Origin of the sequence: Falsiroseomonas sp., from assembly GCF_030695085.1 — a bacterium.
GTDB lineage: Bacteria > Pseudomonadota > Alphaproteobacteria > Acetobacterales > Acetobacteraceae > Falsiroseomonas.
In genome coordinates, this window is record NZ_JAUYTS010000132.1 from 1 (window position 1) to 20,595 (window position 20,595).

The window sequence follows — 20,595 nt, forward strand, 5'->3', positions numbered from 1 at the left end:
CGACGCCGCCGCGGATGAGAAGATCGGTCATGGAAGTCCCTTGATTGGTGGTCACTGAAGCGGCGCGGTACGGCTCAATCCACCTTCACCAGCCACAGCCGCAGCCGGTTGTCCGGCGCCTGGCGCAGATCGATCCCGCGCCGGGACGCCCAGGCGATGGGCTGCTGGAACAGCGGGATATGGGCGATCTCCCGGCGCTCGATCTCCAGCGCCTGGCGGATCAGCGCGCGGCGGCTGGTCTCGTCCGGTGCCTCCGCCGCCTGCGCCACCAGCGCGTCGAACTCCGCATTGGACCAGCGGCCATAGTTCAGCCCGCCGGTGGTGCGGGAATTGGTCCGCAGCACGTCGTTCAGCGTTGAATAGGCATCCGCCAGCGGCAGCCCGGCATGGCCCAGCATGTACATGGAGAAGTCGCGCGTCGCGGTGCGGCGGGACCAGATGTTGGTCGGCTCGCTCTGCAATTGCAGCCGGATGCCGACCCGCGCCAGCATGGCGGCAACCGCCTGGCAGGTGCGCTCGTCATTCACGTAGCGATCATTCGGGCAGACGATGCCGACGGTGAAGCCGTTCGGGAAACCGGCCTCCGCCAGAAGCCGCTTCGAGGCTTCCGGATCATAGGGCAGACGCTCGTTCAGATCGGCCGGCGCGCCGGTCAGGAAGGGGCTGACCATCATGCCGGCGATCCAGGCCTTGTCGCGCATCACGGTGCGGCGCAGCGCGTTCACGTCGATGGCGCGGTAGATCGCTTCCCGCACCCGGCGGTCGCGGAACGGGTTCTGGCCGCGCACGTCGGAATACAGCAGCTCATCCCGCTCAAAGTCGAAGCCGAGATAGATGGTGCGCAGCTCCGGCCCCTCGATCACCTGCACGCGGTTGTCCTGCAGCAGGCGCGGGATGTCCTGCAGCGGCACCTCCACATTCGCGTCGATGGCCCCCGAGAGCAGGCTGGCGGTGCGGGTCGCGGCGCTGCGGATCGGCTGGAAGTTGACCCGGGTCAGGTTGTGCACGGGCCGGTCCCACCAGCGGGCATGCGGCTCCAGCACCGTCCGCTCATCCGGGCGACGCTCGGTGATGCGGAAGGGGCCGGTGCCGTTGGCGGTGCGTGTCGCACCCGATTCCTGCTGCGCGGACAGGTTCGCCGCGTTTTCCGCATTGTTGGCGCGCGACCAGCCTTCATCCATCACGAAGAACTGGGTGATGGAGGCGAGCAGGATGGGGAAGGGGCGGTGCGTCTCGATCTCGATCGTGTGGCTGTCGAGCTTGCGCACGTCCTTGATCGCGCCGAGCAGGCCGCGGGCGAGCGACCCCGGCCCGTTCACCCGCGTCCAGGTGAACAGCACATCATCCGCGTCGAAGTCCTCGCCATTGTGGAAGACCACGCCGCGGCGGAGGTTGAAGCGCCAGACGGTGGGGCTGGTGCGTTCCCAGCTCTCGGCCAGCGCCGGCTCGATCTCGATGCGGTCATTGTGCCGCACCAGCGCCTCATAGACATTGCCGAGGAAGGTGTTGGTGAAGGTGTTGTTGGAGGAGTGCGGGTCCAGCGTCAGCACATCCGCGTTATAAGCCCAGGTGAAGGGCTTCGCCGCCGCCGGTCCGGCCAGGGTGAGACCGCCGAGCAGGGCGGCGAGGGCAAGGCGACGCATGGGGGGAGCCTCCGTTTCGGAGGCAACAGCGTCGATCCGCCGGGCGGGGCCGTCAATCGGCCAGTACGGATTCGCCGTGATCCCGCCGCAGGAATTTCCGAGTCTGGCAGCTTCTTGAGGAGTGAATCGTATGCTGAAGCCCATCCGCGCCCTGGTGCTGTCCACCGCGCTGCTCGCCCAGCCCGCCCTGTCCCAACCCGGCCCGGCCCAGCCCGCCTTGTCCCAACCCGGCCCGGCCCAGCCCACCCTCGCCCAGCCGGCGGGTCTGTCCGAGACCCTGCTGCACATCGCCGAGACGGCGGAGGTGACCCGCGCACCGGATGAGGTGGTGGCCACGCTGCGCGCCGAGGCCCGCGCCGGCACCGCGGCCGCGGCGCAGGAGGCGGTGAACCGCGGCATCGCCGCCGCCGTCGAACGTGCCCGCGCGGTGGAAGGCGTGCAGGTCTCGACCGGCGGCTACTGGACCGCGCGGGTGGACGATGCCCGCGCCTGGCAGGCCAGCCAGAGCCTGACGCTGCGCGGCCAGGCCGCGCCCGCCTTGCTGGAGCTTGCCGGCACGCTTCAGGGCCAGGGGCTGGCGATGGTCTCGCTGGATTGGCGGCTGACACGGCAGACGGCGCGGCTGGCGCGGGAGGAAGCCTCGGGCCTCGCCCTCGACGCCCTGCGTCGCCGGGCCGCGACCGTGGCGGGCCAGCTGGGGCTGGAACTGGTCGGGCTGCGGGAGGTGCGGATCGATGTGCCGGAAGCCGGGCCGCGCCCGATGATGATGGCCGCGCGCGCCGGCGCCGCCGCGCCGGTCGCGGTGGCGGAGGATGCGGTGGTGTCCGCCACGGTGGCGGCGGTGGCGGTGCTGCGGCCGCGCTGACGCGGCGCGCGCGATTCGCCAGGTCCGCGGCGGTCGGGGCAATGAAATGGCGTCAATCGCGCCCGGACCGCAACGAGTATACGCGCGGCAGGGTTCCGACCGACCAAAAACGCAGGGCGGCCCTGCCGATTGAATGGCTGCACCCCGGCGACTTATGCGCTAGACCCCACGAATGGTGGCAACTCCATGACGGAAACTATTCGAATGGGTGTCGTAATCGGGGAGGTAGCGCGCAGACTCGGCTATCGCCCGGGCATGGCCTGCGCTGTTCTGGGCAACCCTCCGGGGATGACCTTCGGCCTGCCAAACGGGGCGACCGCAGCGGCCGACCTGATTCTCGCCTTCGCCGCGGACAAGGTGGCGCTGCGCGCCATCGCGCCGCGTGCGCTCAACCTGTATGGCATCGGGGCGCGGCTCTGGTTCGCCTACCCGAAGAAGACCGGCCCGGTGCGGTCCGACCTGGACCGTGACCATGGCTGGGACCCGCTGACCACCGAGGGGCTTCTGCCGGTCACGCAGGTGGCGCTGGATGATACCTGGTCCGCGCTGCGCTTCCGCTTCCGGGAGGAAATCCCGAAGGTGATGCGCGCGGGCGCCTGAGGCACCTGGCCCCAATCGGCACCCCGCCCCGCCCCTCAGCCTGCCATTCCTTATGACGGCCGGCTGCGGTAGCCTTCGCCGTGTGCGCCCAATCCGGCGCACCCGACCGGATACCGCATGACCCAGAGCAGCAGCCCGACCGGCCAGGCGATGATACGGCCAGCCGGCCGATCCACCCCGCAGCCGGACAGCCAGTCTGCCCCACGGCCAGCTGGCCGGCCCGCCCCGCGACCGCCAGGCGCCGCGCCGGATCTCAACCGCAGCGCGGTTGCGCGCTATCTGCAACTCGCGACGCTGTTCCGGCACCGGGTGGAAAAGGGCGTCTGGCTGCCCGGTACGCAGATTCCCACCGTCGATGAACTGGCCGCGGAATGCGGCGTGGCGCGGGCCACCATCCGCCAGGCGCTGGACCAACTGGCCGAACAGGGGCTGATCGAGCGCTTCCGCGCCAAGGGCACCTTCGTCAGCACCACCCCGCCGCAGCGCCTGTGGTGCGATGTGGAAACCGATTGGACCGGCCTGCTGCGCTCACGCGAAGGCGCGCAGATCGAGATCCTGTCCGACACGCCGGGCCAGCCCGGCAGCAGCCTGCCGCCGAGTGTCGGCCACCCCGCGCCGCTGTATCGCCACCTGAGGCGCCGCCATTGGCGGGACAATCAGCCCTTCCTGCTGGCCGATGTCTGGCTGGATGACAGCCTGTCGCCGAAGGTGACGGCGGAGGATCTGGTGACCAAGACGGCGCTGCGCCTGGTCGCCAGCATCCCCGGCGTGAAGATCGCCGGCGCGCGGCAGACCCTGACCATCGGCAGCGCCGATGTGGAAACCGCCGCCGCCCTGCACCTGCCGCTGAACGCGCCGATCGCGCATGTCCATCGCGTGGCGCTGGACGCCAAGGGTACGCTGCTGATGGTGGCGAACGGCCTTTATCGCGGCGATACCGTCCGCATCGACGTCAAGCTGCGATAGCCGGGAAGAAGCCCGCCACATCGCCCGGCGGCGCCCAGCGCGGCGCATTGTCCTTGTCCACCAGCACGGCGCGCACGCCCTCGGCGAAATCCGGGTGGCGGGTGACCGGGCCGGTGAGCGCCAGTTCCATGGCCAGGCAGCCGGCGAGATCCAGGCCGGCGCCGCGACGCAGCAATTCCAGCGTCACCGCCAGGCTGGTGGGGGACACGCGGTCCAGGATCGCCGCCTGGGCGCGCGCCCAATCGGTGCCCTCCGCGGCCAGCGCCGCCTGGATGTCCGGCAGGGTGGACGGGCCGAAGCAGCGGTCGATCGCCGGACGCTGGGCGGCGACCGGCCCCGGGGGCACGGCCTCCGCGAATTGATCCACCGCGGCGGCATCGCCCTCCAGCAGCGCGGCGCGCAGGGCGGGCAGGCGGTCCCGCGGCACGAAATGGGTGGCAAGGCCAGCTTCCACCGCCTCCGCACCGCGCAGCCTCGCGCCGGTCAGCGCCAGCCATTTGCCCAGCGCACCGGGCAGCCGCGGCAGGATGAAGGAGGTGCCGACATCGGGGAACAGCGCGATGGCGGTCTCCGGCATCGCGATCAGGGCATGTTCCGTCACCACGCGGTGGCTGCCATGCACGGACAGGCCGATGCCGCCGCCCATGCAGACGCCGTCGATCAGGCTGATCCAGGGTTTGGCGAAGCTCGCGATGGCGGCGTTGACGGCATATTCGCCGGCGAAGAAGGCCCGCACCCCGGCGGCATCCCCGGCGAGTGCCAGCTCGCGCACCCGGCGCACGTCGCCGCCGGCGCAGAAGGCCTTGCCGCCGGCGCCTTCCAGCAGCACCAGCCGCACCGCCGGGTCATCCCGCAGCCGGCCGATGGCGGCATCGAGTTGCGCGATCATCGGCAGGTCGAGCGCGTTCAGCGCCCGCGGGCGGTTCAGCAGAAGGGTGCCGGCCGCCCCCTCCTGCCGGAGGAGGACGGTCGGCTCGGTTTCGGTCATCGGGCGGTCAGGTGCCTTCGCGGGAAGCGAGCTGGGTGATCTGCCGGCGCATGGCGGTCAGCAGCGCCTGCACGTCATTGCCGTTGCGGGTGATGACGCTGCTGTATTCGCTGCGCGTGGTCAGCCGCAGGCTGGTGCCCTCGGCGATCACATCCACCACGCGGGGCTGGCCGCCCACCTCCGCCACCCGCCAGTCCAGGCCGAAGGCCGGGCTGCCGGCGCGTTCGACGATGGTGCTGACCAGCACATCCTCCTCGGTCCGCGCCTGGCTGCGGCCCAGGGTGAAGGTCAGGCCCTGATATTCCCCGAAGCGGGAGGAAAGGTTGCGGATCAGCACCTCCTGGAACAGCTGCAGATATTCCTGCTGCTGCTGCGCGCTGGCGGTGCGCCACCAGCGGCCGAGGATGAAGCGGCCGACGCCCTCCACATCCACGGCGCGGCGCAGGATGGCACCGACCCGCTCGCGCCGCTGCGCCACCGGCCCATCGGCATTGATGGCGGCCACCAGTTCACGCCCGGTGGCATCGATGAAGGCCGAAGCGCGGCCGATATCCATCTGCTGCGCCCAGGCCTGCTGCGTCGTGGCGGCGGCGGTGAGGCCCAGCAGGCCGAGCAGCAGGGGGCGGCGGGCGAGGTTGCTTGCTGTCATGGGAACTCTGTCCTTATCAGACCGCCGCGCTCAGCGCCGCAGGCCCTGGATGCCGGAACCGAGGCCAGAATCCGTGGTGGCCGCGGCCCCTGTCGGCACGTTGCGGATTTCCACCACCCGGCGCTGGCGATAGGCGCTGCGGATGGTGGCATAGGGGTCGAGGGAAGTAGCGCGCACCTGGTCGATCGGTTCGATCAACCCCTCGCGGGTGGACAATGCGGTGGTGGCGGTACGGGTGACGTTGATCGCGTCCCAGGTCTCGCCGCCGGCATAGGTCAGCGGGTTCATCGCCGTGTCCGCGGCGAAGCCCACCACATCGCGCGGGCTGGACGGGCCCAGCACCGGGATGAACAGGTAGGGGCCTTCCGGCGCCCCCCAGACCGCGAGGGTCTGGCCGAAATCCTCGGTATGGCCGATCAGCCCGAAATCCGTGGCGCGGTCGAAGATGCCGCCGATGCCCACCGTGGTGTTGACCAGGAAGCGGCCAGCGGTGGTGGCGGCGCGATAGCTTTCGCCCTGCAGCAGGTCGTTGGCCAGGATCACCGGCGTGCGGAGATTGGCCAGCACGTTGCGGATGGCGGTGCGGACCTCCGGCGGCAGGAAGATGCGATACATCTCGGCCGCCGGGCGCAGCACCAGCGTGTCGATCCCCTCATTCACGAAAAAGGCGCCGCGGTTCAGCGGCTCCAGCGGGTCGTTGGTGGCGCGGAATTCCGCCACCGCGTCGGCATCGGCCGGGTCCGGCCGGGTGGCGCAGGCGCCCAGGCCGAGGGCGACGGCAAGCGCCAGGAAGGGCAGGGCGGGCCTGGTGCGGCTCGGGCCCCAAAAGGTGCCGGATGCAATGGCGTGGCGGATGCGGATCAACGGGCGACCTCCGGAAGCGGGTGGCCGGGCACAGCCCAGCCATCGCGGCCCGGGACTTCCTGGGGCGCGATGCCACCCTTATATGCATGGGAAGGCATCAGCGAAACGGTGGTGCCGCCGAAGTTACGCACCGAGACATCCCGCGCCGCCAACAGGACCCCCGCCTGCTGCCGTGCGCTACCGAGAGAACCCGCCCGATGGACATGGCCCTTCCCGGCACGCTGCAGCGTTGGTTGACCGGCCCGCGCGTGGCCAGCCTGCCAGTGCCCACCGAGATGCCGCCGCCGAAACTGTCCTTCGAATTCTTCCCACCGAAGAACGAGGCGCTGGAGACCGCGCTCTGGGCCGCGATCCGGCGGCTGGAGCCGCTGGGGCCGCGCTTCGTCTCCGTCACCTACGGCGCCGGCGGCACCACCCGGACGCGGACGCATGAGACGGTGGCGCGGCTGGCCAGGGAAACCTCCCTGACCCCCGCCGCGCACCTGACCTGCGTGGGCGCCACGAAGGAGGAGGTGGATGAGGTGGCGCGGGACTACCTGGCCGCCGGCGTGCGCCACATCGTGGCGCTGCGTGGCGACCCGCCGGCCGGCGCCAGCCAGTACACCCCGCATCCGGGCGGCTACGCCCAGGCGGAGGATCTGGTGCGCGGCCTGAGCCGGATCGGCGATTTCGATATCTCGGTCGGCGCCTATCCCGAGGGGCATCCCGCCGCCGCCTCCGCCGAGGCCGACCTCGATTTCCTGAAGCGGAAGATCGATGCCGGGGCGACCCGGGCGATCACCCAGTATTTCTTCGATACCGATGTCTATCTCCGCTTCATCGACCGCTGCGCCGCCGCCGGCATCACCGTGCCGATCGTGCCGGGCATTCTGCCGGTGTCGAATTTCGCACAGGTGAAGAAGTTCTCCGCCATGTGCGGCGCCTCCGTCCCGGCCTGGATGGGCAAGCTGTTCGAGGGGCTGGAGGAGGATGCCGAGACCCGCCGCATGGTCGCCGCCGTGGTGGCCGCCGAGCAGGTGCGGCTGCTGCAGGCCAATGGGGTGGATGAATTCCACTTCTACACGCTGAATCGCGCCGACCTGACCTACGCGATCGCCCATCTGCTCGGCGCCCGGCCGCAAAAGGCGGGCTGAGCCGACCCCGCCGGGCGCGAACGCGCTTCCACACCGTGACGGCCAGGTTCAGCATCGCTGCACCGGCTTCAGACCGGATGTGGAGGTAACGCCCATGACGACCACCCGTCGCGCGGCCCTGCTGGCCGCGCCCGCCCTTCTCCTCGGCAGCCGCCTGGCCCGCGCCCAGGCCTGGCCCACCCGCCCCATACGGATCGTGGTGCCCTACACGCCGGGGGGCGTTTCCGACATCACCGCGCGGCTGATCGCGGAGCCCATGGCCGCGGCCCTGGGGGTCGCCGTGCCGGTGGAAAACCGGCCCGGCGCCGATGGCGTGATCGGGACCGAGGTGGTGGCACGCGCCCCGGCCGATGGGCATACGCTGGCCCTGGTCTCGGTCGGGCATCCCGTGAACGCCGCCTTCTACAACCTGCCCTATGACACGATGCGGGGCTTCACCTTCATCAGCCTGACCACGAAGACGCCGCTGGTGCTCTGCGCCACGCGGAATTTCGTGGCCTCCACCCCCGCGGCGCTGGTGGCGCACGCCAAGGCGCATCCGCCCGGGCACGTGACCTTCGCCGGCACGGGCGGCGTGGTGCGCCTCGCGCCCGTGCTGTTCGCCCAGCAGACCGGGATCGAGATGACCTATGTGCCCTATCGCGGATCGACCCAGGCGCATCCGGACCTGATCTCGGGGCGCGTCGACATCATGTTCGACACGGTTCCGGCCGCGCTGCCGCATATCCGGGCCGGCACGCTGAAGGCGCTGGCCACCACGGGTGCCACCCGCGCGCCGCAACTGCCCGATGTGCCGACGCTGGGGGAGAGTGTGGCGGGCTTCGAAGCCTCCACCTGGGGCATGGTGATGGGCCCGGCCAACCTGCCCGCACCGGTGCTGGACCGCCTGCACCGGGAGATCACGGCCGCCGTGACGCGCCCCGATGTGGTGGCACGCCACCAGCAGCTGGGGGCCGAGGTGGTGACCTCCAACCCGGATGAGACGCGCAGCTTCGTCCAGGCGGAGATGGAGAAATGGGGCAATGCCGCCCGTGCCGCGGGGGTGCGGCCGCAAAACGCAGGATAGCGCGCGGCCTAGGTTCTGTGGACTCTAGGGATTCCCGAGACGCCTGTTGAGTGATTCAAGGCTGCCTTTCGGGAGGCGGCCGTGGGCGTTTCGGATCGGTTGGTGTTGAGCGATGTGGCGTGGGAGCGGATGGCGCCACTCATCATCGGCCGCCCGGACCAGAAGGGCTCGACCGGACGCGACAACCGGATGTTCGTGGAAGGCGTGCTGTGGATCGTCCGCACCGGCTCGCCGTGGCGCGACCTGCCGGATGCCTTTGGCGATTGGAACAGCGTGTTCCGCCGGTTCAGCCGCTGGAGCCAGAAAGGCGTGTGGCACGGTATCTTTGCCGCCATGTCCGACGACCCGGACTTCGAATACCTCATCGTCGACAGCACCATCATCCGCGCCCACCAGCACGCCGCAGGCGCCAAAAAGGGGGGTCTGAAGATCAAGCCCTTGGCCGCTCGCGCGGCGGGCTGAGCACCAAAATCCATCTTGCGGTGCGCGGTCTCGGTATGCCGGTGCGTCTCGCACTGACTGGCGGGCAACGCGGCGACTGCCCGCAAGCCTATGGGCTGATCGAGGGGCTATCCGCCGACGTCGTCATGGCGGATGCCGCCTACGACGCCGATCCTTTGCGCCAGGCCATCGCGCAGAAGGGCGCCATCGCGGTCATACCCAGCAACCCGTCTCGCGCCCGCAAACACCCTCTCGACAGGCACCTCTATGCACAGCGTCACCTGATCGAGTGCTGCTTCAGCAAGCTCAAGCACTTCCGCCGTGTCGCCACCCGATACGAGAAGACCGCCAGAAACTACCTCGCCGTCATCACCATCGCCGCCACCGTCCTGTGGCTAAGGTAAGTGTCCACAGAACCTAGCGCACGCCGAGGATCCACTCGGCGATGAACAGCGTGCCGAACAGCGTGCCGGCGAAGATCAGCAGATGGTTCCGCACGGCATCCTTGCGGAACACCATGGCCGGCGGCGGTGGCGGGGTGGCGGAGGCGGCGAGCGCCGCCAGGCCGCGCGGTTCCTCCGGCGCCGGCGGCGCGGTGGGCACGGCGGCGGCCAGCGCCTGTTCGGTCTCGGCCGGGGTCAGGCAGGGGCCGAGATAGGTGAAGCGGCGCGCCGCCTCATCCGCCGTCACCGCGCTGCCATCCCACACCATCCATTGCCGCAGCGCGCCGTTCCAGCCGATCGGCAGCGGCGCGCGGCCGCGATCTTCGGTCCGCGCCACCCAATGCCAGGGGCGGGACGGGTCGGCGGGCTCACCGGGGCGCTTCGGGTCGGGCCAGGCCATGCAGCCGCTTCCTTCTTGGACGTTAGGCCATAGCAGGGCGCGAATCGGCCCCTGGCAAGGGGGCTCATACCGGATCCCATTGATCGGAACCTGCGGCCGGCGGCGCCGGCCGAGCGGCCGAATGGCCGCCGCCGCAAGTGCGGCGAGCCAAGCGAAGCGCCGGCGCCTGAGCGGTTGGAGCTATAGCTCCAACCGCTCACGATCTGCGGGATTTGGTCTCAGGTGATCAGCCGCGCCCGCAGCCGGTCATAGACCGGGCGCAACAGGACCGGGGACAGGAACAGCGGGAACTGGCACAGCGCGAAGAACATCAGGATGCCGGGGTCCGTCGCCGCCGGCAGCACCGCAAGATACAGCGCCATGTTGCGATTGCCCGAGAGAAGGCCCGCGGAAAGCGCGACCCGGGCGCCGGCCGGCTTCAGGAAGACCAGCGATGTCAGCAGGTTCAGCCCGAAATTGCCGAGGAAGGCCAGTGCGACGCCGCCCAGCACCCAGGCCGGCTCGGCCAGCAGCATGGCCTGCACGCCATCCATCACGCCGAAGCCGTAGAACACGACCAGCAGCACCACGGCGCCGTCGACGCTGCGGCCATAGGTCGCCAGCCGCTGCCGCCCCGCCAGCCGCCGGATCACCAGCGAGATCACCAGCGGCAGCCCCACCACCAGCGCCAGCCGCCCCATCAGCCCGCTCATCGAGATCGCCAGGTCGATCCCGAGCAGGCCGAGCGCCAGGGGTGGCGCGGTGAAGGGGATCAGCAGCGTGGACAGCACCGCGACCACCAGCGAGATCTCGCCATCCAGCCCCACCATCCGCGCGAAGGCCGGGGAGGATGTGGCGGCGCAGCCGGTGGCCATGATGACCACCGCCGCGGCCAGCGGCCCCTCCGCCCCCAGCAGCCAGACCAGGGCGAAGACGATCAGCGGGCTGGCCAGCAGAACCCAGGCCAGCAGCGCCGCCACCAGCACCGGCCGGCGCAGATAACCGAGCACCTGGCCGAAATCGACCCGCAACAATACCAATGTCATCAAGCAAGCTACGACAGGCGTCACCACATCCCGTGTGGCGGCCGCCAGCGGCGGCAGCAGCACGCCGAGAAACACGCCATAGCCCAGCAGGGCGCCGCCATTGCGGGCGGACCATTCGAGAAAACGGACCAAGGGGAACCCAATGGCTCAGGGACAGGATGCGGGAGCAGTGGATGCGGAGGAGGTGGGTGAGGTTGGCGTTGTTCGACCTGTGTTCTATATCCAAGCCGTGCCCGGACGTCATCACACCCCCACTCGCCTCGCGCTCCTGCCCTTCCTGGCACTGCTCGGCCTGATGCTGGGCCCGATTCTGGGCGCCGCGCCGGCGCTGGCCGCCTGCACGGACCCGCCCGGGCCCGGGGTGGATTGGCGGCGCTGCAGCCTTGATGGCCGGGATCTGACCGGGGCCGACCTGTCCGGCATGCAGCTGCGCGACGCATCCCTGCAACGCACCCAGTTGGTCGGCGCCAAGCTGGTGGGCGCGGAGGGATCCTATGTGCGCTTCGTCTCCTCCGACCTGAACGGCGCCGACCTGACCGGCGCGACGCTGCGGGAGGCCGATTTCACCCGCGCCACGTTGCGCGGCGCCAAGCTGGTCCGTGCCGATCTGCGCCGCGCCCGTCTGTTCCGTGCCGACCTGACGGAGGCGGATCTGACCGGCGCGATGCTCGGCGGCACCGACTTCACCGGCGTGATCCTGGACGGCGCGACCTGGACCGATGGCACGCGGATCTGCGCCGCGGGGTCCGTGGGTTCCTGCCAGTGAATGCTCCGGCGCCCCAGCCGGACTACCTCGCCCGGCTGAACCCGGAACAGCGCCAGGCGGTGGAAACGCTGGATGGCCCGCTGCTGGTGCTGGCCGGCGCTGGCACCGGCAAGACCAGCGTGCTGACCACCCGCTTCGCCCATCTGCTGATGACCGGCCGCGCGCGCCCCTGGCAGGTGCTGGCGGTGACCTTCACCAACAAGGCGGCGAAGGAGATGCGGGAGCGTGTCGCCACCATCCTCGGCCAGCCGGCGGAGGGGCTGTGGCTCGGCACCTTCCACGCGCTGTGCGCCCGGATGCTGCGCCGGCATGCCGAGATCGTCGGGCTGAAGTCCAACTTCACCATCCTCGACACCGACGACCAGATGCGGCTGCTGAAGCAGATCATGGAGGCCGCCGGCGGCATCGATTCCAAGCGCTGGCCGGCGCAGGGGCTGATGGCGGTGATCCAGCGCTGGAAGGATCGCGGGCTGACGCCGGCGCGCATCACGCCGGCCGAGGATTCGGACTACGCCAACAACCGCGCCCGCGCGCTGTATGAGGCCTATCAGCGCCGGCTGATCGAGCTGAACGCCGCGGATTTCGGCGATTTGCTGCTGCATGTGGTGGAAATCCTCCGCACCCGCCCGGATATCCTGGCCGAGTACCACCGCACCTTCCGCTACATCCTGGTGGACGAGTACCAGGACACCAACCTGGTGCAATACCTGTGGCTGCGCCTGCTGGCCCAGAACGAGGACCCGGCCCAGCGCAACATCTGCTGCGTGGGCGATGACGACCAGTCGATCTATTCCTGGCGCGGCGCCGAGATTGAAAATATTCTTCGATTCGAGAAGGATTTTCCGGGCGCGCGCACGGTGCGGCTGGAGTCCAATTACCGTTCCACCAAGCCGATCCTGGCCGCCGCTGCCGGGCTGATCGCGAAGAACGCCGGCCGCCTCGGCAAGACCCTGCGCGCCGGGCGCAAGGATGCGGAGGGCGATAAGGTCCGCGTCGTGTCCCTGTGGGACAGCGAGGAGGAAGCCCGCATGGTGGGCGAGCGGATCGAGGCCGCGCGCCGAGGCGGCCACCCGCTGTCCGAATTCGCCATCCTCGTCCGCGCCGGCTTCCAGACCCGCAGCTTCGAGGAACGCCTGATCACCCTCGGCCTGCCCTATCGCGTGGTCGGCGGGCTGAAATTCTATGAGCGCGCGGAAATCCGCGACGCCATGGCCTATCTCCGCATCCTGCACCAACCCGCGGACGACCTCGCCTTCGAACGCATCGTCAACACGCCGAAACGCGGCCTCGGCGACAGCGGCATGCGCGCCCTGCACCAGATGGCCCGCGCCGAGAACGTCCCCCTCGCTCTCGCCGCCGAACGCATCGCCGAGACGGACACCCTCAAGCCGAAACCCCGCACCGCGCTCCGCGAGCTGATGCGCGGCTTCGTCCGCTGGCGCCAGGTGAATGAGAAGGAAGGCCACGTCGTCGCCGCCGCGACGATGCTGGACGAATCCGGCTACACCGAGATGTGGAAGCTCGACCGCAGCCCCGAAGCCCCAGGCCGCCTCGAAAACCTCAAGGAACTGCTCCGCGCACTCGGCGACTACCAGACGCTGGCCGGCTTCCTCGACCACGTCGCCCTGGTGATGGAAACCGACGAGAACGCCGATGCCGAGCGGGTCCAACTCATGACCCTGCACGCCGCCAAGGGCCTGGAATTCGACACCGTCTTCCTGCCCGGCTGGGAAGAAGGCCTGTTTCCTTCCCAGCGCTCCCTCGACGAAGGCGGCGACAAGTCGCTCGAGGAAGAACGGCGCCTGGCCTATGTCGGCATCACCCGCGCGCGGCGCAACGCCATCATCAGCCACGCCGCCAACCGCCGCATCTACGGCAACTGGACCTCCTCACTCCCCTCCCGCTTCCTCGACGAATTGCCGGAAGAGGCCATCATCCGCGAAGGCCAATCCACCATCCGCGCCAACCGCATGGCCGACACCCCCAGCGTCTTTCTCGGCCAGTCCGGCCTGCTCGCCCGCCGCCCGCGCATCACCGAGGTGAATCCCTGGGACACCCGCGAACGCCCCGCGCGTGACTCCACCCTCGCCAAGGGCGAACGCGTCTTCCACCAGAAATTCGGCTACGGCACGATCACCGACATCGACGAAGACCGCCTCGATATCACCTTCGACCACACCGGCCCGAAACGCGTGCTGGACCGCTTCGTCCAGAAGGCGAGCGAGGTGTAGGGAGCGTCGGAGGTGGTCGCGGGCTGATTGCAAGGAGGGCTCCGCCCTCCCTGCACCCTCCCGCCAAGGGGCAGCGGCCCCTTGGAACCCTTTGATTCATGTGCAGGAAGGGAGAGGGGGCCAGCGGGACCGCCTGTATCGCGGGCGCTCCGGCCCCCTCTCCCTTCCTGCACAAGGTCCTGTGGTCCAGGAGGCCACTGCCTCCTGGTGGGGGGTGCAGGGGGGCAAAGCCCCCTTGCAAATCGCCCCGCGCCGCCCTCCAAAGTCACCAACAACCCTCGCCCCCCTTCCGGATGAAAAGGTTCAGCCTGCATGTCGCGTGACACCTATGCCCAGCGTCAGGCGCGGCGGGCGGAGCCATTGGAGACGGTTTGGTTTGATGCCTTGCCGGAGGCGGCGGTGCCGATGTTCGAGGCGGCGTTGTTGCGGGTGTGTCCTTCGGTCGCGATTTTCCGGGATGAGGCGACGGATACCTGGCGGGTCGAGGGGGTGCGGGCGCGCGGGGCGGGGGATGAGGAGTTGGCCGGGGCCTTGGCCCTCGCGGCGATGGTCACGGGCATGACGGTGGAGTTGCAGGCGGAGCCGGTGGAGGCGGAGGGCTGGCTGGCGCGGACGGTGGCTAGTTTCGGAGAGCAGGAGATTGGCGCCGGGGTGCTGGTGCGGCCGACTCATGTGCCGGACCGGCGGATCTATGGGCGCATGGTGTTGAAGCTGGATGCGGGGATTGCCTTCGGCTCGGGCGAGCATGGCTCGACGCGCGGTTGCCTGGTGGCGTTTGAGCGGGTGGCGCGGGATGGAAGGGCGCGGCGCTTGCGGCGGCTGCTGGATCTCGGGACCGGGTCCGGCATTCTGGCAATGGCGGCGGCCAAGCGGTTGCGGCGCCCCGTGCTGGCCACGGATATCGAGCCGTGGAGTGTCCGGGTGGCGGAGGAGAATGCCCGGATGAATGGCGTTGGGCGGCTGGTGCGGACGCGTCTGGCGGATGGCTGGAAGGACCGGCATGTGCGGGCCGGGCGGCCTTATGACCTGGTTTTCGCCAATATTCTGGCGCGGCCGCTGTGCTCGATGGCGAAGGATTTGAGTGTGGGTCTGGCGCCGGGTGGCACGGCCATTCTCGCGGGGCTGCTCGGGACGCAGGTGCGGATGGTGCTGGCGGCGCACCGGCGGCGCGGCATGGTGCTGGAGCGGCGTCTGCCGCAGGGCGCCTGGGCGACGCTGGTGTTGCGCCGGAAGTAGGGCCGTTGCGCTGAAAGTACGGCCAGGCGTGCGACGGGGCCGATGCCGCTGGCACCGGCCCCGCGCTTCCGCCGCGACCAAATCCCCTGCCGGGTGCGGGGGTTGGGGCTGCAACGGGTAAGGGGCGCGCGCTCCTGCTGGGGGGAGTGGGAGCGCGCGGTGGGTGCCGCCGCCAAGGGGGGGGAATTCTGGCGGCGGACCTGTCTCGGGAACGTCAGGCCGCGGCGGCGGTTCCCCGCACCGGGTTGTTGGCGTTCGCCGGGGTGTGCACGGTGGTGACGGTCACGGATGCCATGGCCGGCTTGGCCGGGCTGACGGCCTTCGGTGCCAGCGTGCGGAAATCGGGGTCGAACACATGGGCGATTTCGCCGCGGGTCAGGCCGATATCCGCGAGTTCCCGATCGGTCAGGTTGCGCAGGCTCTCATAGGTGCTCTGGCGTGCGGGCCAGCTGCGCAGCGTGCGGCCGATGAAGGAAAGACCGCGACCGAGGCTGGCGAAGAAATTGACCACGCCTTCGGCGATCGCCTGGTCGCGGGCGCGGATCGCTGCGTGGCGCAGCATTTCGATCTCGATGGCCGTGCGGTCCGGGGTGGCGATGGCGAACAGGCTGGCCTGTTCCGAGCTGTGGCGGGCGTTCATGATGACCTCTGTTGAGCGGCGCGGCGGGCTGACCAGTGCTGGCCTCGGCCCCCGCGCTTCGCAGGTGCAACATAGGGATGGAGAGGCCACAGGTGATGCGCCGAAGCCACAGCCAAGACATGCGTCCAACGCATGAAATACATCGGACATATGTTTCAGCGTTAGGGCTTCGGTAACCCGTCGATGAAAACGCCCCCCCTACCCCTTGCGGCGGCTCGTCTTTCTGCGCTGCGCGCGGAGCTGGCGCGCCTTGGCCTGGATGGTCTTCTGGTGCCGCGCGCCGATGCCTTCCTCGGCGAATATGTGCCGCCCTCGGCCGCGCGGCTGGCCTGGCTCACCGGCTTCACCGGCAGTGCCGGGCTGGCGCTGGTGCTGCGGGAACGTGCCGTGCTGTTCATCGATGGCCGCTACACCACGCAGGCGGCGGCCGAGACCGACCCGGCGCTGTGGGAACGCCGGCATCTGCTGGACCAGCCACCGGCCGCCTTCCTGAAGGCGGAGGCCCCGGGCGCGCGCATCGGCTACGACCCCTGGCTACACCCCGCCGCGGCGCTGGACCGGCTGGCGGAGACCGGTGCCACGCTGGTGCCGCTGGAGACCAACCCCATCGACGCGGTCTGGGCCGACCGCCCCGCCGCGCCGGCCGGCCTGGCGGTGCCGCATCCGCTGGAATTCGCCGGGCAGGATGCCGGCACGAAACGCGCGGAAGCCGCCGCCGCGCTGCGCGAAGCGGGGCAGGATGCGGTTGTGCTGGCCGATGCCCATGCGGTGGCCTGGCTGCTGAACATCCGGGGCGACGACCTGCCGCACACGCCGCTCGCTTTGGCCATGGCGCTGCTGCATGAAGATGCGCGGGTCGATCTGTTCCTCGACCCTGCGCGCGCCGATCCGGCGTTGCGGGCGCATCTCGGCAATGCCGTTGCGCTGTATCCGCCGGCGGCGCTGGAAGGTGTGCTGGCGGGCCTGGCCGGCTGCCGCGTGCGGCTGGATGCGGAGGTGACGCCCGCCTGGTTCGGCCAGCGCCTGCGCGAAGCGGGGGCGGAGGTGGTGGCCGGCGAGGATCCCTGCCGGCTGCCGCGCGCCTGCAAGAATGCGGTGGAACAGGCCGGCGCCCGCGCCGCGCATCTGCGCGATGCGGTGGCGCTGTGCCGCTTCCTCGCCTGGTTCGCCAGCGCCGCGCCGGCGGGGGGCGAGACGGAGCTTTCGGCGGCGGCGAAGCTGCTGGCGCTGCGGGCGGAAGGCGCGCATTTCGTCGCGGAGAGCTTCCCCGCCATCAGCGGCGCCGGGGAGAATGGCGCGATCATCCACTACCGCGCGACGCCGGAAAGCGACCGCCCGATCCGCCCGGATGAATGCTACCTGATCGACAGCGGCGCACAGTACCGGGACGGCACCACGGACATCACCCGCACGCTATGGACCGGCCCGGGCCTGCCGCCGGCCGAGCTGGCAGCGCGCTACACCCTTGTCCTGCAGGGCCACCTGGCGCTGTCCGCGCTGCGATTCCCGGAGGGTGTGGCTGGCGTCCACCTGGATGCGCTGGCACGCCAGCGGCTTTGGGCGGCGGGGCTGGATTACGACCATGGCACCGGCCATGGCGTCGGCAGCTTCCTCTCGGTGCATGAGGGCCCGGCCGGGATCAGCCGCGCGGCGCGCCCGGTGGCGTTGAAGCCGGGCATGATCCTGTCGAACGAGCCGGGATTCTACCTGCCCGGCGCCTATGGCATCCGCATCGAGAATCTGTTGCTGGTGCGCCCGGCCACCCCGCTGCCCGGCCAGGCCAAGCCCTTCCTGGATTTCGAGACGCTGAGCTGGGCGCCCTATGACCGCCGGCTGATCCAGGTGGCGCTGCTATCGCCGGCGGAGCGGGCGCAGGTGGATGCGTATCATCGCGCGGTGGCGGGGCGGATCGGCCCGCTGCTGCCGGAGGATGCGCAGGGCTGGCTCACGCAGGCCTGCGCCCCCCTGCCGGCGGGTTGAGCCGGCCCGGCGTCCTGCGTGGCAAATGGGCTACCGTGGGGCGCGGTGCGGGATTTGGGCGCGGTTGGTGAAGCAGATGTTGACGCAACCTATACGAGCAATTCCGTGGACTCGCGCAGGGGAAGGTTGTTTACTGCGGCCGTCAATCATCGCTTCACCTGCTGCTGCGACCCTAGGTCCGCATGTCCCAGCCCCTCCGCCGTCGCACGCTGCTCGCCCTCGCCGCCGCACCGGTCCTGCCGGCGCCGGCGCTTGCCAACCTCGCCATGGCTTCGGGTCGCGGCGCGAGTGCCGGGCCGCCCAGCCCGCGCGGACCGGCGCTGGACCCGGCGGTGTGGCGGGCCTTCTGCGCGCGTTTCGTGCGGCCGGATGGGCGGGTGGTGGATACCTTCAACAACGGCATTTCCCACAGCGAGGGCCAGGGCTGGGCGCTGCTCTGCGCCGAACAGGCGCTGGACCGGGAGACCTTCGACCAGATCCTGGCCTGGACCACCCGCACCCTGGCGCGACCTGGCGATGCGCTGCTGGCCTGGCGGTTCCGGCCGGATGTGTTCGGCGGGGTGGGGCAGGTGGATGACCCCAACAATGCCACGGATGGCGACCTGATGTTCGCCTGGGCGCTGCTGCGCGCCGGCCGGCGCTGGCGGTCCGAGGCCTATACGGAACAGGGTGTTGCGGTGGCGCGGGATGTGCTGCGCCTGCTGGTTCGCCAGGTCGGGGAGGAGACGGTGCTGCTGCCCGGCGCGGCAGGGTTCGAGCAGCGCGACCATGTGGTCCTCAACCCCTCCTACTACGCTTTCCCGGCGTTTCGGGCGCTGGCGCAGGCGGTGCCGGACCCGATCTGGCTGCGCCTGGCCTCCGATGGGTTGTCACTGATGCGCCGGGCGCGCTTCGGCCGCTGGGGCCTGCCGGCGGATTGGGTGGCCCTGCCGCGCGGCGGCGGACGGCCCTCGCCGGCGCCGGGTTGGCCGACGCGCTTTTCCTATGACGCGGTGCGGGTCCCGCTCTATCTCGCCTGGGCCGGGCTGGGGCGGGAGCCGGCGGCGATCGGCGCCGCACGCTTCTGGACCGACCCCACCCATGCGCGTATGCCGGCCTGGACCGATTTCGCAGCCGATACGGTCTCGCCTTATGCAGCATCACCCGGAATACGTGCGGTGGCGCAATTAACGATCGCCAGGCATGCAGATTCGACAAGGCCCCTCGCGCAGTCGTCGATGGATGAGGCGCAGGACTACTATTCGGCGATCCTGTCCCTGCTCGCTCGTCTCGCTTGGCGAGACTCGCTGACAGCTTCGATCTAGAAGTGCTTGCGCGGTAGAGATTAGGTATTCCCTAACCGTCGCAGCCACGGCATGTTGCGATGCGATTGGGGGTTGATTTTTCATGCGCCAAGATACGGATGTCGCCCGCGTCGCAGCGGCGCTGCGGGCGCCCGCTATCCGCTACCGTAGTTTCGGCAATGAACCGGTCCGCACACCCGTGCCGGTGCCGGAGGCTGACCCCTATGCCCTGCTGGGCGCCGCGATGACTGCTGCGGCGGAAATCGGCCAGCAGCAGGGGATGCCGCCGGCCGAACCCTGGCAGGCCCCGGCTGCCGAATCCCCGCCCCCCGCAGCCGCCCCACCCTATTGGCCCGAGGCGCCCTCGCCGCAGGCGGTACCGACGCAAAGCTGGGCCGAGCCGGCGCAGCATTGGGCGGTGCCAGCCCAGCCCACGGCGGAGCCGCAGAACCGGCCCGCGGCGGAGCCGCAGAGCTGGCCCGCGGCGGAGCCGCAGAACCGGCCCGTGGCGGAGCCGCAGAATTGGCCCGCGACGGAGCCGCAGAACCGACCCGTGGCGGAGCCGCAAAATTGGCCCGTGGCGGAGCCGCAGCATTGGCGCGCGCCGGCCGCCGAGGCCTGGCCTGCCCCGCAGCCGCCCGCCCCGCAGCCGCCAGCCCCGCAGTGGGTGGAGCCGGAGCGGCCCGCGCCGCCCCCGGAGCCGGTGGCAAGCCTGCCCGAGCCCCCGCGGGCATCACCCGCCGCCCCGCCGCCCGTTCCCCGGCAGCCGGAACCGGCTGCCGCGCGCCCGGAAAGGCCGGACGCCCCTGGCTGGACGCCCGCGCCTGCCGTGGCCCAGCCCGCGTCGGCCCTGGCTGTGCCCGCGCCGTACGCACCGGCGGCCGCGCCGGCACCGGAAGCGCCAGCTGCGACTGCGACCCCGACTGCGACCCCGACTGCGGCCCCGATGGTGTTCGGCCTCAGTGACATGACCCTGCTGCGTGCCGCCGATATGCCGTTGCCGCCGGCAATGCGCCCTGCGCTGTCGACGCTTGCTGAATTGTCCTCGGCCCCGCCGGCGGAGCGGTCGGCATCGCAGGCCGCGGCACCGCGCGCGCTGTTCCCGCTGATCGATGCGCTCGACATGCCCGGTGGCCTGCTCGCCCGCCGCTCGGCCCTGACCGATGCGCGGGATGCAACGACGGAGGAGGCGCCGCCGCCGGCCGGGAAGCCCGCGCCGCCGCCTGCCGTACTGATGGCCGCCGAGGTCGACTTGCCGTTGGCGGAAGTATTGCGTCTTCTCGCGGCAGACCCGGCCGAGTCGGCCGATGCCTTCCAAGCCCTGCGCCGTCCCCCGCGCGCAGAGCAACTCGACGCCTGATGTTCCAACTGCCGGG

18 protein-coding genes and 1 pseudogene are annotated in these 20,595 nt (G+C 70.4%); 12 read left to right on the plus strand and 7 right to left on the minus strand.

What is annotated here, in order from left to right; genetic code table 11:
* Positions 1 to 74: 74 nt before the first annotated feature.
* Entirely contained in the window at positions 75 to 1,643 is a 1,569-nt protein-coding gene (locus tag Q8S40_RS14500) for an ABC transporter substrate-binding protein (protein ID WP_305670931.1), read from the minus strand.
* Between the two features lie 130 nt (positions 1,644 to 1,773).
* On the opposite strand from Q8S40_RS14500, the gene Q8S40_RS14505 reads away from it, so the two are divergent.
* The 3 genes from Q8S40_RS14505 to Q8S40_RS14515 all read left to right on the plus strand — a co-directional run bounded on the left by Q8S40_RS14505 (position 1,774) and on the right by Q8S40_RS14515 (position 4,074).
* Positions 1,774 to 2,508, plus strand: coding sequence for an SIMPL domain-containing protein (locus Q8S40_RS14505; RefSeq protein ID WP_305670932.1), 735 nt, complete (start codon positions 1,774 to 1,776; stop codon positions 2,506 to 2,508).
* A gap of 204 nt (positions 2,509 to 2,712) precedes the next feature.
* Positions 2,713 to 3,108, plus strand: coding sequence for a hypothetical protein (locus Q8S40_RS14510; RefSeq protein WP_304814164.1), 396 nt, complete (start codon positions 2,713 to 2,715; stop codon positions 3,106 to 3,108).
* Between the two features lie 117 nt (positions 3,109 to 3,225).
* Positions 3,226 to 4,074 carry a GntR family transcriptional regulator gene (locus Q8S40_RS14515; RefSeq protein ID WP_305670933.1) on the plus strand — a complete coding sequence of 283 codons (849 nt, stop codon included), beginning with the start codon at positions 3,226 to 3,228 and terminating at the stop codon, positions 4,072 to 4,074.
* On the opposite strand, the gene Q8S40_RS14520 is transcribed toward Q8S40_RS14515, so the two are convergent.
* From Q8S40_RS14520 to Q8S40_RS14530, 3 genes are read right to left on the minus strand one after another with little or no spacing between them, the layout of a single operon-like run.
* The gene (locus tag Q8S40_RS14520; protein WP_305670934.1) at positions 4,061 to 5,062 is read right to left on the minus strand and encodes an enoyl-CoA hydratase/isomerase family protein; all 1,002 of its coding nucleotides are present in this window, start codon (positions 5,060 to 5,062) and stop codon (positions 4,061 to 4,063) included. The genes Q8S40_RS14515 and Q8S40_RS14520 overlap by 14 nt on opposite strands.
* A 7-nt stretch (positions 5,063 to 5,069) precedes the next feature.
* A complete protein-coding gene (locus Q8S40_RS14525; protein WP_305670935.1) occupies positions 5,070 to 5,711 on the minus strand; it encodes a phospholipid-binding protein MlaC in 642 nt (213 codons plus the stop codon).
* A 30-nt stretch (positions 5,712 to 5,741) separates the two neighbouring features.
* Entirely contained in the window at positions 5,742 to 6,575 is an 834-nt protein-coding gene (locus Q8S40_RS14530; RefSeq protein ID WP_304814168.1) for a VacJ family lipoprotein, read from the minus strand.
* A 197-nt stretch (positions 6,576 to 6,772) separates the two neighbouring features.
* On the opposite strand from Q8S40_RS14530, the gene metF reads away from it, so the two are divergent.
* The 3 genes and pseudogenes from metF to Q8S40_RS14545 all read left to right on the plus strand — a co-directional run bounded on the left by metF (position 6,773) and on the right by Q8S40_RS14545 (position 9,619).
* Positions 6,773 to 7,708, plus strand: coding sequence for a methylenetetrahydrofolate reductase [NAD(P)H] (metF, locus tag Q8S40_RS14535; RefSeq protein WP_305670936.1), 936 nt, complete (start codon positions 6,773 to 6,775; stop codon positions 7,706 to 7,708).
* A 94-nt stretch (positions 7,709 to 7,802) separates the two neighbouring features.
* Complete coding sequence (locus tag Q8S40_RS14540; RefSeq protein WP_305670937.1) at positions 7,803 to 8,774, plus strand: tripartite tricarboxylate transporter substrate binding protein; 972 nt, start codon at positions 7,803 to 7,805, stop codon at positions 8,772 to 8,774.
* A 129-nt stretch (positions 8,775 to 8,903) separates the two neighbouring features.
* Positions 8,904 to 9,619: pseudogene (locus Q8S40_RS14545) on the plus strand (IS5 family transposase).
* A 13-nt stretch (positions 9,620 to 9,632) separates the two neighbouring features.
* On the opposite strand, the gene Q8S40_RS14550 reads toward Q8S40_RS14545, so the two are convergent.
* Both Q8S40_RS14550 and Q8S40_RS14555 read right to left on the minus strand, forming a co-directional pair.
* Positions 9,633 to 10,058, minus strand: a complete 426-nt coding sequence (locus tag Q8S40_RS14550) for a hypothetical protein (RefSeq protein ID WP_304814171.1) — start codon at positions 10,056 to 10,058, stop codon at positions 9,633 to 9,635.
* Positions 10,059 to 10,276: 218 nt separating this feature from the next.
* Positions 10,277 to 11,215 carry a hypothetical protein gene (locus Q8S40_RS14555; RefSeq protein ID WP_305670938.1) on the minus strand — a complete coding sequence of 313 codons (939 nt, stop codon included), beginning with the start codon at positions 11,213 to 11,215 and terminating at the stop codon, positions 10,277 to 10,279.
* A gap of 97 nt (positions 11,216 to 11,312) precedes the next feature.
* On the opposite strand from Q8S40_RS14555, the gene Q8S40_RS14560 reads away from it, so the two are divergent.
* The 3 genes from Q8S40_RS14560 (at position 11,313) to Q8S40_RS14570 (ending at position 15,316) form a co-directional block, all read left to right on the plus strand.
* The gene (locus Q8S40_RS14560; RefSeq protein WP_305670939.1) at positions 11,313 to 11,849 is read left to right on the plus strand and encodes a pentapeptide repeat-containing protein; all 537 of its coding nucleotides are present in this window, start codon (positions 11,313 to 11,315) and stop codon (positions 11,847 to 11,849) included.
* On the plus strand, positions 11,846 to 14,080 hold the full coding sequence (locus tag Q8S40_RS14565) for an ATP-dependent helicase (RefSeq protein WP_305670940.1): 2,235 nt from the start codon (positions 11,846 to 11,848) through the stop codon (positions 14,078 to 14,080). The genes Q8S40_RS14560 and Q8S40_RS14565 overlap by 4 nt, the downstream gene beginning before the upstream one ends.
* Positions 14,081 to 14,392: 312 nt before the next feature.
* Positions 14,393 to 15,316 (plus strand): 50S ribosomal protein L11 methyltransferase, encoded by a 924-nt coding sequence (locus Q8S40_RS14570; RefSeq protein ID WP_305670941.1) that lies wholly within the window; start codon positions 14,393 to 14,395, stop codon positions 15,314 to 15,316.
* Between the two features lie 214 nt (positions 15,317 to 15,530).
* On the opposite strand, the gene Q8S40_RS14575 is transcribed toward Q8S40_RS14570, so the two are convergent.
* Positions 15,531 to 15,956 (minus strand): DUF1127 domain-containing protein, encoded by a 426-nt coding sequence (locus tag Q8S40_RS14575; protein WP_305670942.1) that lies wholly within the window; start codon positions 15,954 to 15,956, stop codon positions 15,531 to 15,533.
* A 183-nt stretch (positions 15,957 to 16,139) separates the two neighbouring features.
* Between Q8S40_RS14575 and Q8S40_RS14580 the strand changes: the two genes are divergently transcribed.
* The 3 genes from Q8S40_RS14580 to Q8S40_RS14590 all read left to right on the plus strand — a co-directional run bounded on the left by Q8S40_RS14580 (position 16,140) and on the right by Q8S40_RS14590 (position 20,579).
* Positions 16,140 to 17,936: an aminopeptidase P family protein gene (locus Q8S40_RS14580; RefSeq protein WP_305670943.1), complete on the plus strand. Its 1,797-nt coding sequence runs from the start codon at positions 16,140 to 16,142 to the stop codon at positions 17,934 to 17,936.
* Positions 17,937 to 18,118: 182 nt separating this feature from the next.
* Complete coding sequence (locus Q8S40_RS14585) at positions 18,119 to 19,240, plus strand: glycosyl hydrolase family 8 (RefSeq protein WP_305670944.1); 1,122 nt, start codon at positions 18,119 to 18,121, stop codon at positions 19,238 to 19,240.
* Positions 19,241 to 20,165: 925 nt separating this feature from the next.
* On the plus strand, positions 20,166 to 20,579 hold the full coding sequence (locus Q8S40_RS14590; RefSeq protein ID WP_305670945.1) for a hypothetical protein: 414 nt from the start codon (positions 20,166 to 20,168) through the stop codon (positions 20,577 to 20,579).
* The last annotated feature ends 16 nt before the right edge of the window (positions 20,580 to 20,595 follow it).